At 49.5% G+C, this 20,913-nt stretch carries 18 protein-coding genes; 1 reads left to right on the top strand and 17 read right to left on the bottom strand.

All coding sequences use genetic code 11. The features are described 5' to 3' along the window. Positions 1 to 157: 157 nt before the first annotated feature. From ACI77B_RS06140 to ACI77B_RS06130, 3 genes are all read right to left on the bottom strand, one after another. On the bottom strand, positions 158 to 637 hold the full coding sequence (locus ACI77B_RS06140) for a threonine/serine exporter family protein (RefSeq protein ID WP_409336014.1): 480 nt from the start codon (positions 635 to 637) through the stop codon (positions 158 to 160). A 1-nt stretch (position 638) separates the two neighbouring features. Next, positions 639 to 1,412: a threonine/serine exporter family protein gene (locus ACI77B_RS06135; protein ID WP_409336013.1), complete on the bottom strand. Its 774-nt coding sequence runs from the start codon at positions 1,410 to 1,412 to the stop codon at positions 639 to 641. A 110-nt stretch (positions 1,413 to 1,522) separates the two neighbouring features. Then, on the bottom strand, positions 1,523 to 4,252 hold the full coding sequence (locus tag ACI77B_RS06130) for a valine--tRNA ligase (protein ID WP_409336012.1): 2,730 nt from the start codon (positions 4,250 to 4,252) through the stop codon (positions 1,523 to 1,525). A 550-nt stretch (positions 4,253 to 4,802) separates the two neighbouring features. On the opposite strand from ACI77B_RS06130, the gene ACI77B_RS06125 reads away from it, so the two are divergent. Next, the gene (locus ACI77B_RS06125) at positions 4,803 to 6,035 is read left to right on the top strand and encodes an ATP-binding protein (protein WP_409336011.1); all 1,233 of its coding nucleotides are present in this window, start codon (positions 4,803 to 4,805) and stop codon (positions 6,033 to 6,035) included. Between the two features lie 154 nt (positions 6,036 to 6,189). Here the strand turns inward: ACI77B_RS06125 and ACI77B_RS06120 are convergent, their stop codons facing one another. The 14 genes from ACI77B_RS06120 to ACI77B_RS06055 all read right to left on the bottom strand — a co-directional run bounded on the left by ACI77B_RS06120 (position 6,190) and on the right by ACI77B_RS06055 (position 20,550). Further along, positions 6,190 to 7,179 (bottom strand): YdjY domain-containing protein, encoded by a 990-nt coding sequence (locus ACI77B_RS06120; RefSeq protein ID WP_409336010.1) that lies wholly within the window; start codon positions 7,177 to 7,179, stop codon positions 6,190 to 6,192. 79 nt (positions 7,180 to 7,258) lie between these two features. After that, the gene (locus ACI77B_RS06115; RefSeq protein WP_409336009.1) at positions 7,259 to 7,516 is read right to left on the bottom strand and encodes a hypothetical protein; all 258 of its coding nucleotides are present in this window, start codon (positions 7,514 to 7,516) and stop codon (positions 7,259 to 7,261) included. Positions 7,517 to 7,614: 98 nt separating this feature from the next. After that, the gene (locus ACI77B_RS06110) at positions 7,615 to 8,649 is read right to left on the bottom strand and encodes a C40 family peptidase (RefSeq protein ID WP_409336008.1); all 1,035 of its coding nucleotides are present in this window, start codon (positions 8,647 to 8,649) and stop codon (positions 7,615 to 7,617) included. Positions 8,650 to 9,140: 491 nt separating this feature from the next. Next, positions 9,141 to 10,058 carry a diacylglycerol/lipid kinase family protein gene (locus ACI77B_RS06105; protein ID WP_409336007.1) on the bottom strand — a complete coding sequence of 306 codons (918 nt, stop codon included), beginning with the start codon at positions 10,056 to 10,058 and terminating at the stop codon, positions 9,141 to 9,143. A gap of 54 nt (positions 10,059 to 10,112) precedes the next feature. Further along, on the bottom strand, positions 10,113 to 11,027 hold the full coding sequence (locus tag ACI77B_RS06100; protein ID WP_409336006.1) for a YihY/virulence factor BrkB family protein: 915 nt from the start codon (positions 11,025 to 11,027) through the stop codon (positions 10,113 to 10,115). Positions 11,028 to 11,031: 4 nt separating this feature from the next. After that, positions 11,032 to 11,643, bottom strand: coding sequence for an XTP/dITP diphosphatase (locus ACI77B_RS06095; protein ID WP_409336005.1), 612 nt, complete (start codon positions 11,641 to 11,643; stop codon positions 11,032 to 11,034). Positions 11,644 to 11,685: 42 nt separating this feature from the next. Continuing rightward, positions 11,686 to 12,246 carry a manganese efflux pump MntP family protein gene (locus ACI77B_RS06090; RefSeq protein ID WP_409336004.1) on the bottom strand — a complete coding sequence of 187 codons (561 nt, stop codon included), beginning with the start codon at positions 12,244 to 12,246 and terminating at the stop codon, positions 11,686 to 11,688. Between the two features lie 22 nt (positions 12,247 to 12,268). Beyond that, positions 12,269 to 13,765 carry a glycerol kinase GlpK gene (glpK, locus tag ACI77B_RS06085; protein WP_409337706.1) on the bottom strand — a complete coding sequence of 499 codons (1,497 nt, stop codon included), beginning with the start codon at positions 13,763 to 13,765 and terminating at the stop codon, positions 12,269 to 12,271. Between the two features lie 441 nt (positions 13,766 to 14,206). Further along, on the bottom strand, positions 14,207 to 15,025 hold the full coding sequence (locus tag ACI77B_RS06080) for a P-loop NTPase (RefSeq protein WP_409336003.1): 819 nt from the start codon (positions 15,023 to 15,025) through the stop codon (positions 14,207 to 14,209). Positions 15,026 to 16,070: 1,045 nt separating this feature from the next. After that, a complete protein-coding gene (locus ACI77B_RS06075) occupies positions 16,071 to 16,724 on the bottom strand; it encodes a TrkA C-terminal domain-containing protein (protein ID WP_409336002.1) in 654 nt (217 codons plus the stop codon). 168 nt (positions 16,725 to 16,892) lie between these two features. Next, positions 16,893 to 17,270, bottom strand: a complete 378-nt coding sequence (locus ACI77B_RS06070) for a Rid family detoxifying hydrolase (protein ID WP_409336001.1) — start codon at positions 17,268 to 17,270, stop codon at positions 16,893 to 16,895. 253 nt (positions 17,271 to 17,523) lie between these two features. After that, positions 17,524 to 18,126, bottom strand: a complete 603-nt coding sequence (locus ACI77B_RS06065; protein WP_409336000.1) for a transcription repressor NadR — start codon at positions 18,124 to 18,126, stop codon at positions 17,524 to 17,526. A gap of 103 nt (positions 18,127 to 18,229) precedes the next feature. Then, on the bottom strand, positions 18,230 to 19,087 hold the full coding sequence (gene nadC, locus ACI77B_RS06060) for a carboxylating nicotinate-nucleotide diphosphorylase (RefSeq protein WP_409337705.1): 858 nt from the start codon (positions 19,085 to 19,087) through the stop codon (positions 18,230 to 18,232). Between the two features lie 71 nt (positions 19,088 to 19,158). Continuing rightward, on the bottom strand, positions 19,159 to 20,550 hold the full coding sequence (locus tag ACI77B_RS06055) for an L-aspartate oxidase (protein ID WP_409335999.1): 1,392 nt from the start codon (positions 20,548 to 20,550) through the stop codon (positions 19,159 to 19,161). Positions 20,551 to 20,913 lie beyond the last annotated feature (363 nt).

Here is a 20,913-nt window from a genome sequence, read left to right as displayed (position 1 = left end):
CCCGTATCCTTGGATAATATTTACAGAAGTTACCGCTAATAAAGGCAGGGGGCTGCTGCATGAAACTCCTTTATGCTTCATGCAGCAGCCCCAGAAAATAACACGGCCCCGTGCCATGACGCCCGGTACAGCAGTCTATCTGAAAATCTCACAGCAGCTACGACCGCTCCCGCAGACGTTTTCTGTGTCTGTAATATTTAATTCCGAACTGGATATATCTGCGCAGGATGCTGACGACGATAAAGCCCAGCGCAATCGCCATCGCAACGGCAATGACCTGAAAGAGGTTGTAGGCAGCCATGGTGAAATGTCCCTGCACGGCATTATACATAGAATTGTAGAGGCTCGCTCCGGGAACCAGCGGAAAGGCGCCTGTCGTTAAAAAGGTCGTGGAAGGAGCGCGGCAGGCTCTGGCCATGAATTCTGCAAAGGCTGCCACAAAAACAGCGGCCACAAAAGTTGCCATAAAATTGCTGTTTGTAAAATTATGGGCAAGGATTTCCACTCCCCAGGTCAGGAATGCTCCGACAGCGTTGAAAACGAACTGTTTTCCCTTAATATTATACCAGCAGCCGACTCCGATGCACCCGATGGTACAGAAAATCAGCTGAAGGGCAATGCTTGAATTCAGAGTCATCCTACACCCTCCTGAAAATTACCATGGCAAGCATGATTCCACAGGCAATCGCCACGGCGCCCATGCAGGCGCTTGTAACACGCAGAAATCCGGACATAATGTCGCGGTGAAGAACATCGCGGATACCGTTGGTGATGCCCAGTCCGCTGATCAGAAGCATGATGCAGCCGATTGTGATAGACGAAGGATGGGTGACCAGCCCCAGACCACTGGCCAGATCCGAGGAAAAACCCACCAGAAAGGACAGCACAAAATCCTTCACAAAGGCGTTGTCTTCCAGCCTCTGCAGGATCCGGCTGATGTACATGACAAACAGCGAGATAAGGCCGGCAGCTGCCGCGTCAATCATCGTGCCCCCGTAAAACACACAGAATCCGGCTGCTATCAGTACTGAACCTATGAAAAATGCCGGTTTGGTCATGGACTTTCTGTTCATGACATCCTGAAAGCGCGATGCCAGCTCTTCTTCACTTGGCTTGTGCGCAACGACGTAACGAGACAGATCATTGAGATAGTCCAGCTTGTCAAAATCCATGCTTCCGGTTTTCACCATGCGGATCTGGGTCACCATCCTGCCGTCCTGCCACTGCACAGTAGCCATGATGCAGGAGGTCAGAATGAACAGGTCCGCCTGCCTCGCGTTATAGGCGCGGCACATGCGCTTCATGCTGTCCTCACAGCGGCTCACCTCAGCTCCGCATTCCAGCATCGCCTGACCGATGTCGATAATTTCCTTTAAAATGATATCCTCACTCAGTACGATATCCCTGGTCATATAGCTCCCCCAAGCATATTCCGGACGCTTCCGCGCCCGAACCCCTGAAAAAAAACGGCCCGGCTTCGCGAGGATACAAGGCTCCCTGCTCAGCCAAGCCAGATACTATACTACTTATTCAGATGTTCTGCAACAGTATTCAGCTGTTCAGACGTATTCTTCAGCATTTCTTTATATTCTTCCAGCTTATTTCGTTCTTCCTGCACAACTTTTTCAGGAGCTTTTGATACAAATCCCTGATTGGAAAGTTTTTTCTCTGCTCTCTGAACTTCGCCTTCCAGACGCTTCTTTTCCTTGGTCAGACGGTCGAACTCTTCTTTATAGTCGACGAGCTCATCCATCGGAATGAAGATCTGTCCGGCAGCCGCAGTCTTGGACATTGCGTTCTTCGGTGCATCCTGGTTCTCGTGAATGAAGGAGATGGAAGTCAGGTTTCCGAGATCGGCGATGTGTGCCTGCTCTCTCTTCAGTTCTTCCTCACCTTTACCCTCAGCGAGAATCACAGCGCTTACCTTCTTGGACGGTGCAACATTTGCCTCGGAACGGATGTTTCTGATCGCAGTGACGATATCCATCATGCTGCCGATCGCACTCTCCTCCTCAGGGAAGCAGCGGGATTCGCTGTACTCCGGCCAGTGTGCGCAGATCAGATATGCGTTCTTGCAGCCCTCAGACTCCTTCTCCGCATGCGGCAGAGCATCCCAGATTTCCTCTGTGATAAACGGCATGAACGGGTGCAGGAGCTTCAGAATGTTCTTCAGGACCAGAAGCAGCGCAAATCTCGCAACCTTCTTATCCTCTTCATCCTCGCCCCAGAGTCTCTTCTTGACCAGCTCGATGTACCAGTCGCAGTACTCGTTCCAGATCAGGTCGTAGACTCTCTGGGATGCCAGACCCAGCTCAAATTTCTCGAACTGGTCGGTGACATACTTGACGGCCTCATTCATTCTGGAAATCATCCATTTATCTTCATCCTTCAGCGCAATGCCGGAGAAATCCTCTGTCTGATCGAAGGCCAGGCTTTCTCCGTCTGCAACAGGGAGGAGGTTTCCGTCATCATCCTGCAGATTCATGATCACGAATCTGGATGCGTTCCAGAGCTTGTTGGCGAAGTTTCTGGATGCGATCAGTTTCTCTTCCTGGTAACGCATGTCGTTGCCCGGTGTGATGGAATTGCTCAGCATGAAGCGGATCGCGTCGGCACCGTGCTGCTCAACTACCTCCAGCGGATCGATTCCATTGCCCAGAGACTTACTCATCTTGCGGCCCTGGGAATCTCTGACCAGACCATGCAGATAGACGTAATGGAACGGTGTCTCACCCATGGCCTCAAGTCCGGAGAACATCATGCGGACAACCCAGAAGAAGATGATATCGTATCCGGTAACCAGAACGTCAGTCGGGTAGAAGTACTCCAGATCTCTGGTCTTGTCCGGCCAGCCGAGTGTGGAGAACGGCCACAGTGCAGAGGAAAACCAGGTATCCAGTACATCCTCATCCTGCTTCAGGTTCTTGGAACCGCACTTCGGGCAGCAGGTCGGATCCTCTTCGGCAACGATGGTCTCTCCGCAGTCCTGGCAGTACCAGGCAGGAATCTGATGACCCCACCACAGCTGCCGGGAAATACACCAGTCGTGAATATCTTCCAGCCAGTGGTTATAAGTCTTTACGAATCTAGGCGGGACGAACTGAACGTCTCCGTCCTCGGCAGCCTTCAGAGCCGGCTTTGCCAGGTCTTCCATCTTTACAAACCACTGATCAGACAGCATCGGCTCGATCGCGGTATGGCAGCGGTAGCAGGTTCCTGTAGGAATCGTCATCTTCTCTGTCTTTACCAGATATCCTGCCGCGTCCAGATCAGCAACCCACTGCTTTCTGCACTCGTAGCGGTCCATACCCGCATACTTTCCGGCAAGCTCATTCATCGTGCCGTCTTCATTAATGCAGCTCATGATCTCAAGATCATGTCTCTGGCCGACCTCAAAGTCGTTCGGATCGTGCGCCGGTGTAATCTTAACGGCACCGGTTCCTTTCTCAGGATCCGGATACGGGTCCGCGATAATCGGAATCTCTCTTCCGACGATCGGCAGAATAACCTTCTCGCCGACCTGCTCTTTATATCTCTCATCATCCTCCGCTACCGCAATGGCAACATCTCCGAACATGGTCTCCGGACGGGAAGTCGCAACGATAATGTCCTTATCCCCCGGATTAACTGCCGGATAACGGAAATACCAGTAGAAGCCTTCCTTATCCTCATGCTCAACCTCAGCATCAGACAGGGACGTCTTGCAGCTCGGGCACCAGTTAATCAGGCGATTTCCTTTGTAGATCAGGCCCTTCTTATACAGTCTGACAAAGAACGTGCGGACCGCTCTGCTGCAGCCCTCATCCAGTGTAAATCTCTCACGGCTCCAGTCACAGGAGTCTCCCAGCTTTCTGCACTGGCGGGTAATTCTTCCGCCGAACTCCTCTTTCCAGGCCCAGGCTCTCTTCAGGAATTCCTCTCTTCCGAGATCTTCCTTCTCCAGACCCTCTTCCTCACGGATCTTGTTCGCAACCTTAACCTCCGTCGCGATGCTGGCATGGTCAGAACCCGGCAGCCACAGAGCATTGTAGCCCCTCATTCTCTTATAGCGGATCAGCGCATCCTGCAGAGTCTGGTCCAGCGCATGGCCCATATGCAGCTTTCCGGTAATATTCGGCGGCGGCATAATAATCGTAAACGGCGGCTTGTCATCTGTATTCTCCGCGTGGAAAGAGCCGCTCTCCTCCCACATCGAGTACAATCTGTCCTCGAATGCTTTCGGATCATAGGTTTTCGGTAAATTCTTCTTCATAACTTCCCGTCCTTCATCAGTGCTTCTTTTTATTTTCATTCCATTCGACAAAATTCACCGCGCAAGGAAGAAAATCTGCTTCTCTGCACATAAAATCCGTCAAACGTCAATCATATTCGTTATTCTAACACAAGTTATCACTGAATAAAAGTGAGACATACCAAATATACGGTCCGCTGCTCTCAGGGTCCATTGATTATTTCCATAAAAGCAATGCCATGTTTTAAAAGACTTCTTTCTGAGCAGATATTATTTCCGATTTCCTGCCCGTATGCTTCACTTTATTACATTAACGCGTTAATGTGAGATTAATTTAATATAATTATATGTATCCAACATGTATTTTTTATTATTGTTGTTGACAATTCACAAATATCGCTGTACCATGAACTTGTCAAAGAAAGCAGATGCGGCTTGGAAAGTAGTCGGTTTTATTCCTATTTCATTAATAGGAAGTACAGAAATTGATACAATCCTGAAAAATAAGGAAAAGCCGGGAGACATCTGAAAAAAGAATACACACAGGAAACAGCAAGGATTGGTTTGAAGTATGAAGAACTTAGAAACATTACGTTTTCAGATCAATGCCCTCTCCGTTTTCAGAAGCATATTGGATACTCCGACAGTATCCGCGCTTCAGAAACTTTTATATGCAGTTGAAAACGGCTCCCTGGATGATCAGATCACTCAGATTGGAGCCTTTTCAAGTGCATTATTTATTTCTGCGGACGGCGATCTGGGAAAATTCATCCAGAATTATATCGAAAACGATCAGAACATTTATCTGAAGAAAAACGTTACCGGGCAGGAAATCTCGCCGGAACTTCACGCCGCGGCAATGCGCGACCTGAAGATTCTGCAGAACATCTCCCAGTTTTCACCGGACGACGCAGCAGCGGCTCTTGCGGAAAATCTGAAGGTTCGCGGACTTGACCCCGCAGAAGCAAAGGGATGGCTCCCCCGCTGGACCAATTCCGGTGTCAATCTGCTCTCCTCCTATCAGAAATTTATTTCTGAAATACCGGAGAAGGGCTACGGCATCTTCCGAAAGGCCCGCTCCTTTACGGTTCAGAACGGAGAAATCGTTCCCGTTAAATTCGCCGACCCACAGACTCTGGATCAGCTGTACGGATACGAAAGAGAACGCCATCTGGTCTACGAGAATACACGCGCGCTGGCAGAAGGCCGCGGCGCCGCAAACGTTCTCCTCTACGGAGATGCAGGAACCGGAAAGTCTTCCACCATCAAAGCCTGCGCCGCCGCCTTTGCCGATCAGGGCGTCCGCCTGATCGAATTCGAGAAAACACAGCTGCACGAGATCCCGAAAATCATCGACCAGCTCTATAACACACCGTTGAAGTTCATCTTCTTTATCGATGATCTCAGTTTCACGACAGAAGACGATAATTTCAGCTGCCTGAAGGGTATGCTGGAAGGCAGTGTAACCGGCAAATCCGAGAACATCGCCATCTACGCCAGCAGCAACCGCCGTCATCTGGTCAGAGAGCTGGCAGAAGACCGCGCCGGAAGCGACATCCACCTGAACGACACCCTGCAGCAGACCATGAGCCTGTCTGCCCGTTTCGGCCTGACTATCACCTTCCAGCGCCCGGAAAAAGACCTCTACCTGGAGATCGTAAAAAAACTCGCAGCAGAAGAAAACATCGATACGCCGGAAGACGAACTCTGCAGAAAAGCAGAAGCCTTCGCCATCCGCAGCAACGGAAGAAGCCCGCGTACCGCCCGCCAGTTCATCCAGCAGGTGTCCATCGGACTGCAGTAACACATTACGAACACTCTGTGGCGGCCGCCTTAACCTTGTGGCCGCCATTTTTTCGTCAGAAATGAAGCCTGGAGCAGCGCCTGTCTGCGCGCCCTCCCGGCTTTTTCTTTTTGCAGTCGGGAATGTCTTCTTCCACATCTGATTCAACAACTGATTATTTCAGAGAGACCGTTACGGTCACCGGTGTATCCGCTGCCGGGAAGTGTGCGGCATCGATGTGATATTTTCCGACGGAAGTGTATCCGTTTGCCTGGTTGGAAATCGTTCCGTAATAGCAGCTGTTGGTGCAGATCATACAGCCTGACGCGCTGGCAATCTGGTTTTTCTGATTTCCAGTAAATACCATGTCCAGATCCGGATGATTTCCGTTATCGTCCAGCAGAACCTGGCTGAGCGGAAGCGGCGTCTCCTGCCCCGGCCAGGTCAGGGTGACGTTTACATGGCTGTAGTCCTTGTTTGCAATCTTTGACAGTGTGTCTCCGATCTTCTCGCCGTCGTCCAGATAATTTCTGTCCGTGCTCCATGGTTTTCCGCCGATAGAAAGCAAGCCCTCATAAAATGCATTCGGAACGGCGTAATACGGGCACTGGGCCTTCAGCATGGCGTACTGGGCTGTTGTTCCCGTTCTGGAAACCGAGAAGTGCATGGTCTTGTTTCCCTTCAGATAGTTTCCATTCACTTTTCCCTGGAAGGAAACTGTCTTCTTGTCGTGGTCGATGGTGATTCCGTCGGTGGTCTCCACGCCGGTTTTGACGGTCGTTTTCGCTTTTTTGACCGTGAGGACTGCCGATGCGGATATCTTTTTATTCAGCTTTGAAACCGCGGTGATCCTTACCTTTCCGGCCTTCAGTGGTGTGATGCTGCCCTTCTGACTGATTTTCGCAACTTTCGCATTGCTGCTTTTCCACTTAACCGCCTTGCTGGCTTTGGGCGGCACAGCTTTTACCACGCGGGCGCTGGCTTTCTGCCCGACCTGAACGGAGGAAGCGCTGAGTCTGATCGTCAGCTTCTTCGGCTTGATTTTCGAGGCCGCATCAGATGGAAGCAGCATGCCTGCCATCAGGACAAAAATCAAAAGCAAGAGAACCACGCGCTGTGTGCGGCGCTGAACTCTTCCGGATGTCCATTCTGTATGCTTGTTCATAACTCTTTTCTCCTTGTGAAAAGAACGAGGCCGGGGCCTCGTTCTTTATATTTTTTGTCTGATAATGATGACGCTCTGACTAGCAGCAGTCGGAATCATTATCCTGCGCAAAACTGATTGTATATGCGAATGTCTTTGCGTTGTAGTAATCGAGCGGCTCGCCGTCCATTTCAGCGTACGGATAGCCGAAGTTGTTCAGTACAGGACCTTCCTGCTTCGGATTGAGTGTCAGGTCTCTTCCTTCGGAAAGCTCAACCCACTGTTCATTGTTTCCGCCCCAGTACTGGTCTAGGTAGTATTGATAGTGAGTTCGATATATATAATTTTCTTTAATCAATCATCTAAAGCTGATTTTTCTGCCGCCTGCTGACACGAAAAAACAGCTCCCACACATTTCTGCATGGAAGCTGTGATATTTCTTGATTATTTTTCCGATTACTCAGCGTCTGTAACAACTCTTCTTGCTGCTCTCGGTGTCTTTGCGAAGTACATGGACGTTACGCGGATGCCGTACTGGTAGTTGATTGCGTGAACAACCTGTCCGTTACCGGCATACATTGCAAAGTGTCCGCTGTAGATGATGATGTCTCCCGGCTGAAGATTGCTCAGGGAAACGGACTTTCCTGCTGTGTACGGGATTCTCGGTACGTTCAGACCGAAGTGTCTGTATACGGAATAAATGAATCCGGAGCAGTCGCATCCGTTGGTCAGGCTTGTTCCGCCGTATACATACGGATTTCCGACGAACTGCTTGGCATAATCAACGATTTTCTTGCCTGTTGTGCCGGAAAATGTTCTTCCGACTGCGTTTACAGAACCGGTTCCTGTTGTTATGACCTTATCTACAGGATCCTTGGTTGTTGTGGAGACGTATGTCTTATCTGTTACTTCTCCATTTTTTCTGGTAACCTTGTAATTCTTATAAACCTTACCCTTGACCCCTCCGGTAACCTTCTTTGTTGTTTTTCTCATCTCGGAAGAAGTCTTCTGGATTGTGTCATACGGAATTGTGGAAACGACTTCCTTGTCATTGGATACGGTTGTAATATCCAGTGCATTGTCATTTACAACCTTCTTGCAGAAGGACTTGAAGCTCAGAGTGCTCTGAGAGGAAGTATTTTCATTTGCTGCACGCTGGTTATCGCTGAGCGGTGTGACGGTGATCTCATCCTGGTCATCAAAGCTTACAGACTGAATGCTGTCATCCTTATTCTCCAGGTAATCACTGATGCCGTCCTTGATCTCAGAAGCGCTGCGGCTTGTCTTTACATAATAAGTAGTTGTCTTGTTTCCGTTATTTGTGACCACCTTGCTGACTGAGTCAGAATCCGATGCAGCGAATGCACTGACGGATGAAAAGCTGAACACCATTACCATCGTCATGGCCAGTACAGTGATCATCGCTGCCAGGAACGCATGGTGTCTTCTGTTATCAATATTCGCTGTCTCAGTGCTATTAATATGGTACATGAATGAAACCCTGCTTTCTTTGTTTTCTTTAGAATGTTTAACGGTCCTTTTACAAAACATGGCTTCATTGTAACTAATATACATTAAGAAGTCAACAGGTTTCTTAAGTTTTTCACCAGACCAACACAATTAGGCACCGCTAATTCGTTGAAACTCAGCCATTTATATTTCTTTATGACGATTAATAGTTCTTAAGAATTAATTCGAGATAATTAATTTATATCGTTAATAACGTGTATTTATGCACTTCAGGCTGCCAGACGGCGGAATTTCTGTGATATTTATCTCTTTTTCAGCCTGTTTTCAGCCGAAATTATCGTTCTCAGAGGATTTCTTAAGAAAAACATAAGCCCCTGCCGCATCCGAAACGGAATACGGCAGGGGCCTGCTTCACAATTTCTTAAGAATAGGATCAGATACAGATCAGATTCTGTTCGATATTTTATACCCATCGCCCGGGGCAATGATTTACGCCATTTAAGTCTTTCCTTCTATTTCTTCCGCCGCGCAGCACTTCCTTCTTCATTGACCAGGATATCCACCGCATTGTGGACGTTTTCAATCTTGATATGATGCGCGCCTTCCTGGAATTCTCCGTCCAGGGTCCATGGCATCATCGGATCAGCGATGATTTCCATATTTCCGGAGCTGAAGAAAGAGATCAGTTTACAATCATCGTACTGCTGCTTGGAAATAGCCAGAAGTTCCTGACTCAGCTCGATCAGGTTGGAAGGCATTCTCACCAGCATAACTTCAAACTTTCCATCGCTCATATCTACCACATCGCTGCTTAAGGTCAGGATCCCTCCCATGGACGTGGAATTGCAGATTGCACCGAAAATATATTTTCCTCCGTACACGCCGACTTCATCCTTCAGCTTCAGTTCAGACGGCTTGATTGAAAGCAGGTCCTTCGCACCTTCCAGGATGTAGGCCGTGTGTCCCAGCAGATTCTTCAGATTCTGCGGGACATCATAAGACGTATTGGTAAATGCTCCAAAGGATGCAACATAGGAAAAATATCTTCCATTAAAGCGTCCGATGTCGATGGAATGCGGCGTTCCGGACACAATGTCTTCTGCGGCCTGAATCAGGTCCGAAGAAAGCCCCAGACTGCTGGCAAAGTCATTGGTCGTACCGGCAGGAATATATCCAATTGGTCTGCGGACGCCAGACTCCATGACGCCGGCAATGACTTCATTAAAGGTTCCGTCTCCGCCGACTGCCACAACGATATCCGCATCCTTTGCACGCTCTCTCGCGATCGTCGTGCCGTCGCCGCGGCCAAATGTCGTCGCAATGATTGTTTCATATCCCGCCCGGCAGAATACCTCACAGATGTCCGCAAGATATTTTGCAGCCTGAAGGGTTCCCGCCTTCGGATTGATAATCACTAATATCCGTTTCATAATACTATCTCCCGGGACCATATTTTATGTTCCCTATAAACAGCAGCTGTTCTGCTATTTCCGTTTTCTTCTCCTTGCATGGAACTGCCCTTTGCCGACAAAATCCTTCTCTTTCCTGGAAATTCCGCCTCTGCGTTTAGGCTTATGCGGGGCCAGATCCAAGGTATCAGACCAGACCTTATTAAACAGAATGCCCAGCACCATGACCCAGGACAGCAGCCAGAACCAGAACAGCAGCGCGACAATCGCCGACAGGGATCCGTAGATGATATCGTAATTCGCAATCAGATTGACATAGATAGAATAGAACAGTGTCATAATCAGCATGCCAAGTGATGCGAATACGCTTCCCGGCAGGATATCCCGGATTTCCAGTCTTGCGATCGGCAGAACATAGTAGTCGTACATGACAACCAGAAAATACAGGACCAGCGCCAGCGGCCATCTCAGCCAGGACCAGAGACTCGTCAGGATGGAATGCTCAACTACCCTGCCGAAGATCAGCAGAAGGAGGAGCTTTCCATAGACCAGAATGGCAATGACAAATACAATGGTCAGAATAAACACCAGCATGACGCGCAGTGAACGCACGCGCTCTTTCCAGTAATTTCCTGTTGTCCGCCCGCCGGAATATGTGTAATTGGCAATTCTCATCAGAGAGAACTGGGCTCTCGAAGCCGCCCACAGCGCTGTAACGACCAGGAAAATGTTATTTCCGGTGGAATACGTATTCACGAACATCCCGCGCAGCTTTGCCACCATCGACGGCATGACATAGCTGTGAATCCACTGGTTCATAAAGGTCGCAGATATATGGAAAAGTCCCAGAATCTGCGTCACGATTGTCACAGTCGGCACGATGGACAAGATCAGAAAAAACGCAATCTGCGCGGCAAAGCCCTGATAATACGGATCCCACAGCTGACGGACGCCCAGCAGAACCATGGCTCTAAACCGTTTTCTCGTCATAACTTTAAAGATCCTTCTCTTTCAACAGTTTTTCAAGATGCTGGAGTGCTTTTGCCCTGTGGCTGATATGGTTCTTTACCTCTGCCGGAAGCTGGGCAAAGGTCTGCTCATACCCGTCCGGGACAAACAGCGGATCGTAGCCGAATCCATTGCATCCGTGTCCCTCTCTCAGGAGTCTGCCCGGGCATTCTCCTCTGGCCGTCAGAGTCTTCCCATCCGGGAAAACAACCGTAATCACCGACACGAATTTTGCGATCCGCTTCTCATCCGGCACATTTTCCAGCAGACGCAGAAGTTTTTCGTTATTCTTCTGATCATCGCAGGGCTCACCGGCAAATCTCGCGGAATACACACCCGGTGCGCCGTCCAGCGCATCCACCATCAGTCCGGAATCATCCGCGACAGCCGTCTGCGAGGAAAACTTCATGATCGCCTCTGCTTTTTTAAACGAATTCTCCTCAAACGTTGTTCCGTCCTCCACGATCTCAAATGAATCTGGAATTCCCGCATCCTCTCTGGAAATTACATGCATGCCCATGGCAGCCATGATTTTCTCCATTTCCTGAATTTTATGCTGGTTCTTGGAAGCAGCGATCATTAACTTTTCTTTCTGCATGACAGTCTCTCTTTCCCTCTCGCTTCATTCTGTTTCTGCAGGCTACAGCCAGCCGATTCCGGTCAGCAGTATTCTGGCGCCGATGACGATCAGAACAATGCCGCCGACGATCTGCGCATGCTGCTCGAACTTATTTCCAAGTATCCCGCCAAGCCGGATTCCGGCCGCGCTGATGACAAAGGTCGTGCAGCCGATCAGAAGCGACGCCGGAATCACCTTCACATCCATGAAGGCAAAGGTCACTCCCACGGCCAAAGCGTCGATACTCGTTGCCACGGCCAGCAGAAACATTATTTTTGCGTTCATCGCATCATTCTGGTCTTCGTCATCGCCGCAGATGGCTTCGCGGATCATATTCCCTCCGATCAGCGCCAGAAGAATGAACGCAATCCAGTGATCATAGCGGTCTACCAGTTTCGCCGCGGCGCTTCCCAGCAGCCAGCCGATCACCGGCATCAGAAACTGAAATCCGCCGAACCACAGCCCCGCCTTCAGCATATGGGAAGGCCGGACCTTCTTCAGTGACAGCCCTTTGCTTACAGAAACTGCCAGCGCATCCATCGACAGTCCAATTCCGATTAATAATATTTCAATATAGTGCATAACTCTCTTTTCTCAATGCCGATTATCGGTTATCCGCCCAGCTGCAGGCGCATTTTACTGCGCGTTTCCAGCCCCGGACAGCCTCTTCACGCTCTTTCTGCGTGATATCCGGGTGGAAGATTTCCTCAACCTTCCAGTTCCTTGCGATTTCTTCTTTGTCCGACCAGAATCCGCTGGCTAGTCCCGCAAGGTATGCCGCTCCCAGCGCCGTCGTTTCCACGCAGTCCGGACGCATGACCGGAAGATCGCTCAGATCTGACTGGAACTGAACCAGAAGATTGTTCTTACTCGCTCCGCCGTCGACTTTCAGGGAGGTGAGCCGGATTCCGGAATCCTCATTCATGACGTCCAGAACGTCATTCACCTGGTAGGCGATGGATTCCAGCGCGGCACGGATAATATGGTATTTATTGACGCCTCTGGTGATGCCGACAATGGTGCCCCTCGCGTACTGATTCCAGTACGGCGCGCCGAGTCCCGTGAATGCCGGAACCAGGTAGCATCCGTTGGTGTCGTTTACTTTCCTGGCCATGTATTCCGAGTCCTCGGAGGAATCAATCAGCTTCATCTCATCACGGAGCCACTGAATGACTGCTCCCGCGACAAAAATGGATCCTTCAAGGGCATAGGTGATTTTTCCGTCCAGGCCCCATGCAATTGTCGTCACGAGTCCGTGTTCAGACTTGATCGGTGTGTCTCCTGTATTCATCAGGAGGAATCCGCCGGTTCCATAGGTGTTCTTAACCTCGCCCGGCTTAAAGCAGGTCTGGCCGAACAGCGCGCACTGCTGGTCTCCGGCCGCTCCGCCGATCGGAATGGCTCCGCCCACCAGGACCGGATCAGTCGTGCCGTAAATACAGCTGGACGGCCTGACCTCAGGAAGCATACATTCCGGTATATCCAGGAGTTTAAGAATATCCTTATCCCACTGAAGAGTGTGGATGTTAAACATCATGGTTCTGGACGCGTTGGAATAATCAGTGACATGGACTTTTCCGCCGGTCAGCTTCCAGATCAGCCAGGTCTCCACCGTTCCGAAAAGCAGCTCGCCTTTTTTTGCACGTTCTCTGGCTCCGTCCACATGGTCCAGAATCCATTTCAGCTTGGTGCCGGAAAAATACGCATCCAGGATCAGCCCCGTCTTCTCGCGGATCGGTTCGGTCAGTCCTTCTGCCTTCAGAGTGTCCACATATTCGGATGTTCTTCTGCACTGCCAGACAATTGCGTGATAAACCGGTTCCCCGGTTTTCTTATCCCAGACGATCGTCGTTTCTCTCTGATTGGTAATTCCAATGGAGGAAATATCATCCGGACGCGCGCCGGCCTTCGACATTGCCTCAACGGCTACACCGATCTGCGTGGACCAGATTTCATTGGCATCGTGCTCCACCCATCCCGGCTTCGGGAAGTACTGATGGAACTCCTTCTGTGCCATACTGATAATATTTCCTTTTTTGTCAAAAAGGATGCAGCGGCTGCTTGTCGTCCCTGCATCAAGCGCCATAACGTATTTACTCATCATTCACCTCAGAAAACAACTACCGAAATTTTATTTCCTTATTATAGCAAATTATTTCTATCTTTGCATTCTTATCCGGCGGAATGAGCTTCTTTCGGGAAAAAAGACACTGCGGGAAGTCAGCTTCAATAAGTCATACACTTTAATTTTCCGAACATTCAATTCCGTTCCTATTAAAAACAGCGGGGAATGCTGCCAATCCCCGCTGTTTTTATATTCCTTGTATGCAGATGATCCCGCAATTAAAGTGCGCACATTCCAATCCGTTGAGGAATCACGATTATACTATGATTCCGGAACAGATTTTTCAAAACTCCTCTCCGACGTTTTGAAAGTACAGAAAAAATTCCAAATGGCAACGCCCGCAGCTTATTATTATGCGGAGCCGTATCGCGCTCTCTGCCTGAGTGTTCTTTCAGCAGCCCGGCCTCTTGCGAATTTCTACTTTGTCAGCTCAGCTGCAAGCTTGTCCATCTCTTCGGACTGATAGGACTCGACCTCTCCCTTGTCGCAGGCCTCTGCCAGGCTGCTGTCGATCGGAAGAGAGCATATGCGTGGAATGGAATGCTTCTTCGCAACTTCATCTACGTGGCTCTCGCCGAAGATGTGGTGAATGGAACCGCAGTCCGGACATTTAAAGTAAGACATGTTCTCAACCAGTCCCAGAACCGGAATGTTCATCATATCCGCCATGTTTACCGCCTTCTCGACGATCATCTCAACCAGCTGCTGCGGGGATGTGACGATGACGATTCCGTCAACCGGAAGCTGCTGATATACGGTCAGGGCAACGTCGCCTGTCCCCGGAGGCATATCGACGAACATCACATCGATGTCTCCCCATACAACGTCTGTCCAGAACTGCTGGATCGCACCGCCCAGAATCGGTCCTCTCCAGAGAACCGGGTCGGTATCATTCTGAAGCAGAAGGTTGGTGGACATGATCTCGATTCCCGTCTTCGTCACAACCGGATAGATCTCGTTTTCCGCATTTCCCTTAGGTGTTTCCTCTGCGCCGAATGCCTTCGGAATAGATGGACCTGTGATATCCGCATCCAGGATCGCAACCTTCAGGCCCTGACGGCGCGCTGCAGATGCCAGCATAGAAGTTATGGAAGACTTTCCGACTCCGCCCTTGCCGCTGACAACACCGATTACCTTGCGGACCTTGGAATGCTTATTCACTTTCAGCTTCTGAATTTCCGTTCTTTCACCGCAGTTTTCCCCACAGGAACTGCAGTCATGATTACAACCTGCCATAAATTATTCTCCTTTACACAGGAACAGAAGTGCCTTTCCGGCATTCTTCCATTTCCCCTAATTATTAGTCATTTTCCGGCCCTTCCGGACCGCTTGTCAATTAGACTGTACGATTATAGCACAAGTTCCGACAAATACATACCCAGCAAGACTGCAGTGAATCACAGCGGCCCGCTGGGTTAGCTGATTTTCTTCTCATACACGCCCTTCCGACAGCCTTTCAGCAGCGCTGACTGCATAGGATATATTATGTATACACAAACTTTCAAATGTATTTTTGTTGTTTTTTAATAATTGCATTGACAAACATGCAATCCTGCGCTATACTTTAGACAAAGATAAGGATCAAGGAAAAAAGATAAAGCAAGATAGAGGTTAACCCGAAATGCTTTATGAAGTCAGCCGGGAGTGGCTGGAAACCGGTTTTCAGAAACCGGAAATCATGATCCCCAAACAGAAAGGAGATGAGTATTAAGATGAGAAATCTTCTTTATATGAATGGTCCGGGTGACAGAGATGGGCGAGGCCTCATCGGTTGAAAACGGCATCTGGAGATCAACTTTTTAACACAATCGAGTGGAACGGTGTAAGGCAATAAGGCCTGCCGGATGAATATGACAGAATAAGATGCATGGAGCGTTTTCAAACCTCAGGGTGAGAGCTGAAGCCCGGAATAATCGTAAGACGATGAAATTTTCTGCAGATGAGTTATGCTGGGAAAATTGTGAATGATTCCTTTAGAACATGTGGATGTTCTTTATCGGATAGATTACGATTGAGAGGTAAAATTGAATACGATCAGGACAGTTTATTAAAGCCGGCTGCGGAATGACGATTCAGCAGCCGGCTTTTCGTATGTCCGGATCCCCAGCTCCCCTGCTTCCGGCATAATGCCCCTCCACGACGCTGAAGCGTCTGGCGGCTGCCCGGGGACCCTGTTGTCGTCTGATGAACAGACTATCTATATAAAAAAGAAGGCATGCATTCCACATCCCTTCGATCATGAATATGTCTGTTTCCTCTATGACGAGACGACTCTGAACGATTAATTCTTCTCGTTCTCCGGAGGTGCACAGAAGAGATTCAGCATCCTCTGTCTGGACTCCTCGTTTCCGACGAACAGCAGGGTATCGCCGGCCTGGATCTTTTCATACGGTCCCGGCGAAACGATGAATGTGTCATCACGCATAACCTCGACAATGGTCGCGCCGGTTTCCTGCCAGATGTTCACTTCACCGATCGTTTTTCCCAGATAATAGCAGTGCTCGTCAATGTGGAGCTCATAGGGTTCCAGGGTATATCCCGCACGGTCTCTGGTGGTCTGTCCGATCAGCTTGTTCAGGAGCTTGGACAGATGTTCGATCTCCTTCTGCTGGTTCTTTACGCAGGCGTTGATTTCCGCTCTGACCTGTTCAACAGAAACGGTATTCTGATAGCGCTCCAGGAACTGCTGTGCCTTCTGACGGGAAAGCACGTAAGTGCCGCTTCCCTGACGGACTTCCATGATGCCCAGATCACAGAGAATGTGAACAGCTTTTCTGGCCGTTTCCGGAGAAACACCGTAATTGCTGGCAAGTGTCGTACGCGCATTCAGTCTTTCTCCGACGGCGTACCATCCTTCCGCAATTCGCTTGGCAATCTCGACAGAAATCTGCTGATAACGCGATTCATAGACATATTTTTTCTTTGAATTGCTCATTGACACCCCTTCTCTCGTTATATGTTGTCAATCACATCATACCATCCCTATAATAACACAGTTTTTCTGATATCCAAACAAAAAACAGAACAGAAGGGCGAAAATGTCCCAAAACTCCCGCTTCCGTTCTGTTCTGCTATAATAAAATCGTATTTCCGGTCAAAATGACTAATCCATGATCGCTGTAATTTCAATCTCGCACAGTGCGCCTGCCGGAATTTCCTTTACGGCTACGCAGGAACGTGCCGGCTTGCTCGTGAAATACTTTGCGTAAACGTCATTAAATGCCTTGAAATTGCCCATATCACTCAGATAGCATGTGGTACGGATAACCTGATCGAATGTCAGTCCATTTGCCTTCAGAACCTCTGCGACATTCTTGCATGCCTGCTCTGCCTGACCCTCGATGGTGTCTGCTGTGATCTTTCCTGCTGCCGGATCAATTCCAATCTGTCCGGATGCAAACAGAATTCCGTTGGCTGCGATTGCCTGAGAATACGGTCCGATTGCTGCCGGAGCCTTGTCTGTAGCTGTTACCTTAAACATGACGTCATTCCTCCTCATTTTCCAAGTTATTCAAAACGGCAGGATCCTGCCGCTTTCCGACTAATTTTAAGTATAACATATTTCAAAACGGAAAGAATGCCTGTTTTGCACAGCAGACAGAAATCACAGTATTTCCCTGCCATTTTTCAGGAATTTTTTTCTTTTCCCATAAAAAAAGATCCGGAATTCTCACTCTGCCGACAAGTGCAGAAATGAGTTCCGAATCTGCTGTCTTTCTGAAACTGCCTTTTCCTTACGATCTTGCAGCACCGGCCGCACTCGCCTTCATTCCTGCCGCCTGGCGCCCCGCTGCCTGTTTCTGAAAATCCACCGGTTCATAGGCACTGAGTTTTGCCAAGAAACCTTTTTCCTGCAGTTTCTCCTGAATCAGGTCCAGGATTTCCTCACTGTCTGCCTCAATCGTATGATAATGGTACCCCGAAGTGATATTCAGCAGTTCACGTGATTTTCCCGTTGAAATTTCATGGATATACGCAGCAACATCCAGTCTGGAGCGGATGTGCAGTTCCGTGCGGATCAGCCCGTAAGCACGGTGATAGACGAATACATCCAGAAACCGGCCGCCCAGATCGACAACCATATTCAGCTCTTCTTCTGTCTGTTCCTCCGTGTGGCAGACCTTAAACACCCGCGTGCAGGCAGACTTCTGTTTCTGCAGAACATATCCCCTGTTCGTAGAAAGAATGTCCAGCCCGTTTGCCCTCAGCAGCGCAATGTCCTGGACCACCACCTGGCGGCTGACCTTAAACTTCTTCGCGATTCTGCCGCCTGAAACCGGCCGTTCACTGGCAAGCAGGAGTTTCTTAATTTCTTCCCTGCGTACTTTATTGTTCAAGAAACACCAACCTCACTTTCCAGATTCATCACACACTTTTTTCTATCTTCCTATTATACAATATTTCCGATTCCAATACCCGTTTTGACGATGAATTTCCACCCTATTCCACTGGATGCAGGTGTTTCAGCGAAAGGTCCAGAATCGGCGCGGAATGCGTCAGTGCCCCGCTGGACACATAATCGATACCCAGATCTCTGAAACTCTCCAGATTTTCCATGGACACATTTCCGGACGCTTCAATCTCCGCCCTTCCGTCAATCAGCTTTACCGCCTCTTTCATCTGCTCGTGATCCATGTTATCCAGCATAATAATGTCTGCGCCGGCATCCAGCGCTTCCTTCACCATGTCCAGATTCTCCGTCTCGACCTCGATCTTCCGGACGAATGGCGCGTAATTTCTCGCCGCCTCCACAGCCTGACGGATTCCGCCCGCCGCGCCGATGTGATTATCCTTCAGCATAACCCCGTCAGACAGATTATAGCGATGGTTGCATCCGCCGCCTACCGTAACCGCGTACTTCTCGAAAATCCTGTTGTTCGGCGTCGTCTTTCTGGTATCCAGGAGCTTAATCCCACTTCCCTTCAGTTTTTCCGCCATCTGATGCGTATAGGTCGCAATTCCGCTCATCCGCTGAAGATAATTCAGGGCCGTCCGCTCTCCCGAGAGAAGCACCCGGATATCTCCGTTTACGACAGCCAGACGCTCACCTCTTTTCACCGCGTCGCCGTCCTTCTTCTCCCAGATTACTTCCGTCTGGGGATCCAGCAGCTGGAAGGTCCTCTGAAATACCTGCGCACCACAGAGAATTCCATCCCCCTTGGCCATCAGATCTACCGTTCCCGCCTTCGCTTCCGGCATGACACTGTTCGTCGACACATCATCACTGGTAATATCTTCCTTCAGCGCTGAGCAGATCAGCGGATCAGCATTTAACTTCATCGTTATCGGATCTAGCATCATCTCTTCGTTTTCAGCGGCTTCGCCGCGCTCCTTTCTTTTTTCTGACAAAATTTACCTGTTCAAGAGGCCTAGGCCCTGGCGCCGTGATGAGCATCCTGCTTCCCGGCCTGTGCCTGGGGATGAATTCCCTCTGCAGCCGTTTCCTCCGCATCAGCCTCGCGGATTCTCATTTCTCTGTCCGCCTTGTCAATTTCTTTTTTGACGAGATCTGCATAGAGCTCCTTCAGTGCGGATTCATCCTCATACTGGGACAGATCGACACGGCGGAAGACTTCAGGATCATGCTTTACCTGCGCATAACTCTTTATCAGGTCGTCTGCCGCTCTTCCGGCAAAAACCATACTTTCAAGAAGTGAATTGCTGGCGAGGCGGTTCTTCCCGTGTACGCCGTTGCATGCGGTTTCTCCGACCGCGTACAGCTGATTCATCGAAGTCTTGCTCTCATGGTTGACCCAGACGCCGCCCATGTAATAGTGCTGAGCCGGTACAACCGGAATCGGCTCCTTATCCGGGTCATAGCCCATTTTCAGGCAGTGCTCGATGATGTTCGGGAAATGCGTGTGGCGCTCTTCATAAGGAATCGTGCGCAGATCCTCCCAGACATGTCTGGTTCCGTCCTTCTTCATCTGCTTCTTGATTTCGATGGTCAGAAGGTCCCTCGGAAGCAGTTCATTGGTGAAACGCTGCATGTTCTTATCATAGAGTTTGGCGCCCTCGCCTCTTACAGACTCGGAAATCAGGAAGGAACGGTCCTCCGGATTGGTCGTGTAGAAGGTCGTCGGGTGAATCTGTACGTAATTGATGTTCTTCAGGCGGAGTCCGTGACGGATGGCCATGGCAACGCCATCGCCGGTCAGATGGCGGTAGTTCGTGGAATGTTCATACAGTCCGCCGATTCCGCCTGTAGCCAGGATCGTATAATCTGCCTGGACCATGTCCAGTTCGCCGTTTTCCTTTTTAATGACGGCTCCGTAGCAGGTATTGTCCTCTTCCACCATATCCATCATCGTTGTATGCTCCAGAAGCGTGACGTTCGGCAGCGCACGCGCCGCAGCCAGAAGGTGTTTGGTGATTTCCTTGCCGGTCTCGTCCTCATGGAAAAGGATTCTCTTATGAGAATGTGCGCCTTCTCGGGTGAAATCCAGATGCCCGGACGCGTCACGATGGAACTGCACGCCGCAGTCGATCAGATTCTGAATGACTTTCCGTGAAGAGCGGATCATGATATCCACGGACTTCCGGTCATTTTCATAATGGCCGGCCCGCAGGGTATCTTCAAAATAACTGTCATAGTCGGAAATATCTTTCAGCACGCAGATGCCGCCCTGAGCCAGAAAACTGTCACAGGATTCCGCGTCTGATTTTGTGATGATTAAAATCTTCTTATCGCTCGGAAGTTTAAGTGCTGTGTACAGACCGGAGCATCCCGATCCAACAATTAAAATATCCGTCTTTAACATGATAATATCCCTTTCCTGATTTACTCCCTGCATTTATGGAAGCTGCCGGCTGTCATACACAGTGTATCTGTCCGCACCTTCTTCTGACGCAGTTCCTCCGATGCATCTGTCTGACGCCTTAACCCGATCCGTCAGTCCGAATACATCTGCCCGATGCCGGAGAGCATTCCGCATCTCTATCAATTTATCGCCATTATAGCACTAGATTTTACATGTGACAAGACACCTATCAACATTAATGTTTACATTTATCTTGACATGTAAAGACAGTGGTTCTATACTGAAAATCAATGAACAAGAGATGTGCGGATTATTATTTTATTTATATGTCCATAAAAACGGAATAATTCATATTTTCACTCA

It is taken from the genome of Eubacterium sp. F2 (assembly GCF_046244355.1).
Lineage (GTDB): Bacteria > Bacillota > Clostridia > Peptostreptococcales > Anaerovoracaceae > Aminicella.
The sequence above is the reverse complement of the archived record's forward strand: the minus strand, read 5'-3'. Positions and strand labels throughout refer to the sequence as shown.

What these genes read in the sequence shown, in the direction of transcription:
- ACI77B_RS06100 (WP_409336006.1), bottom strand. Translation starts at nt 11,027, where the DNA reads ATGACGAGAAAACGGTTTAGAGCCATGGTTCTGCTGGGCGTCCGTCAG.
- ACI77B_RS06105 (WP_409336007.1), bottom strand. Translation starts at nt 10,058, where the DNA reads ATGAAACGGATATTAGTGATTATCAATCCGAAGGCGGGAACCCTTCAG.
- ACI77B_RS06075 (WP_409336002.1), bottom strand. Translation starts at nt 16,724, where the DNA reads ATGAGCAATTCAAAGAAAAAATATGTCTATGAATCGCGTTATCAGCAG.
- ACI77B_RS06080 (WP_409336003.1), bottom strand. Translation starts at nt 15,025, where the DNA reads ATGGCAGGTTGTAATCATGACTGCAGTTCCTGTGGGGAAAACTGCGGT.
- glpK (WP_409337706.1), bottom strand. Translation starts at nt 13,765, where the DNA reads ATGAGTAAATACGTTATGGCGCTTGATGCAGGGACGACAAGCAGCCGC.
- ACI77B_RS06090 (WP_409336004.1), bottom strand. Translation starts at nt 12,246, where the DNA reads ATGCACTATATTGAAATATTATTAATCGGAATTGGACTGTCGATGGAT.
- ACI77B_RS06095 (WP_409336005.1), bottom strand. Translation starts at nt 11,643, where the DNA reads ATGCAGAAAGAAAAGTTAATGATCGCTGCTTCCAAGAACCAGCATAAA.
- ACI77B_RS06055 (WP_409335999.1), bottom strand. Translation starts at nt 20,550, where the DNA reads ATGTTAAAGACGGATATTTTAATTGTTGGATCGGGATGCTCCGGTCTG.
- ACI77B_RS06110 (WP_409336008.1), bottom strand. Translation starts at nt 8,649, where the DNA reads ATGTACCATATTAATAGCACTGAGACAGCGAATATTGATAACAGAAGA.
- ACI77B_RS06140 (WP_409336014.1), bottom strand. Translation starts at nt 637, where the DNA reads ATGACTCTGAATTCAAGCATTGCCCTTCAGCTGATTTTCTGTACCATC.
- ACI77B_RS06130 (WP_409336012.1), bottom strand. Translation starts at nt 4,252, where the DNA reads ATGAAGAAGAATTTACCGAAAACCTATGATCCGAAAGCATTCGAGGAC.
- ACI77B_RS06135 (WP_409336013.1), bottom strand. Translation starts at nt 1,412, where the DNA reads ATGACCAGGGATATCGTACTGAGTGAGGATATCATTTTAAAGGAAATT.
- nadC (WP_409337705.1), bottom strand. Translation starts at nt 19,087, where the DNA reads ATGCTAGATCCGATAACGATGAAGTTAAATGCTGATCCGCTGATCTGC.
- ACI77B_RS06070 (WP_409336001.1), bottom strand. Translation starts at nt 17,270, where the DNA reads ATGTTTAAGGTAACAGCTACAGACAAGGCTCCGGCAGCAATCGGACCG.
- ACI77B_RS06120 (WP_409336010.1), bottom strand. Translation starts at nt 7,179, where the DNA reads ATGAACAAGCATACAGAATGGACATCCGGAAGAGTTCAGCGCCGCACA.
- ACI77B_RS06125 (WP_409336011.1), top strand. Translation starts at nt 4,803, where the DNA reads ATGAAGAACTTAGAAACATTACGTTTTCAGATCAATGCCCTCTCCGTT.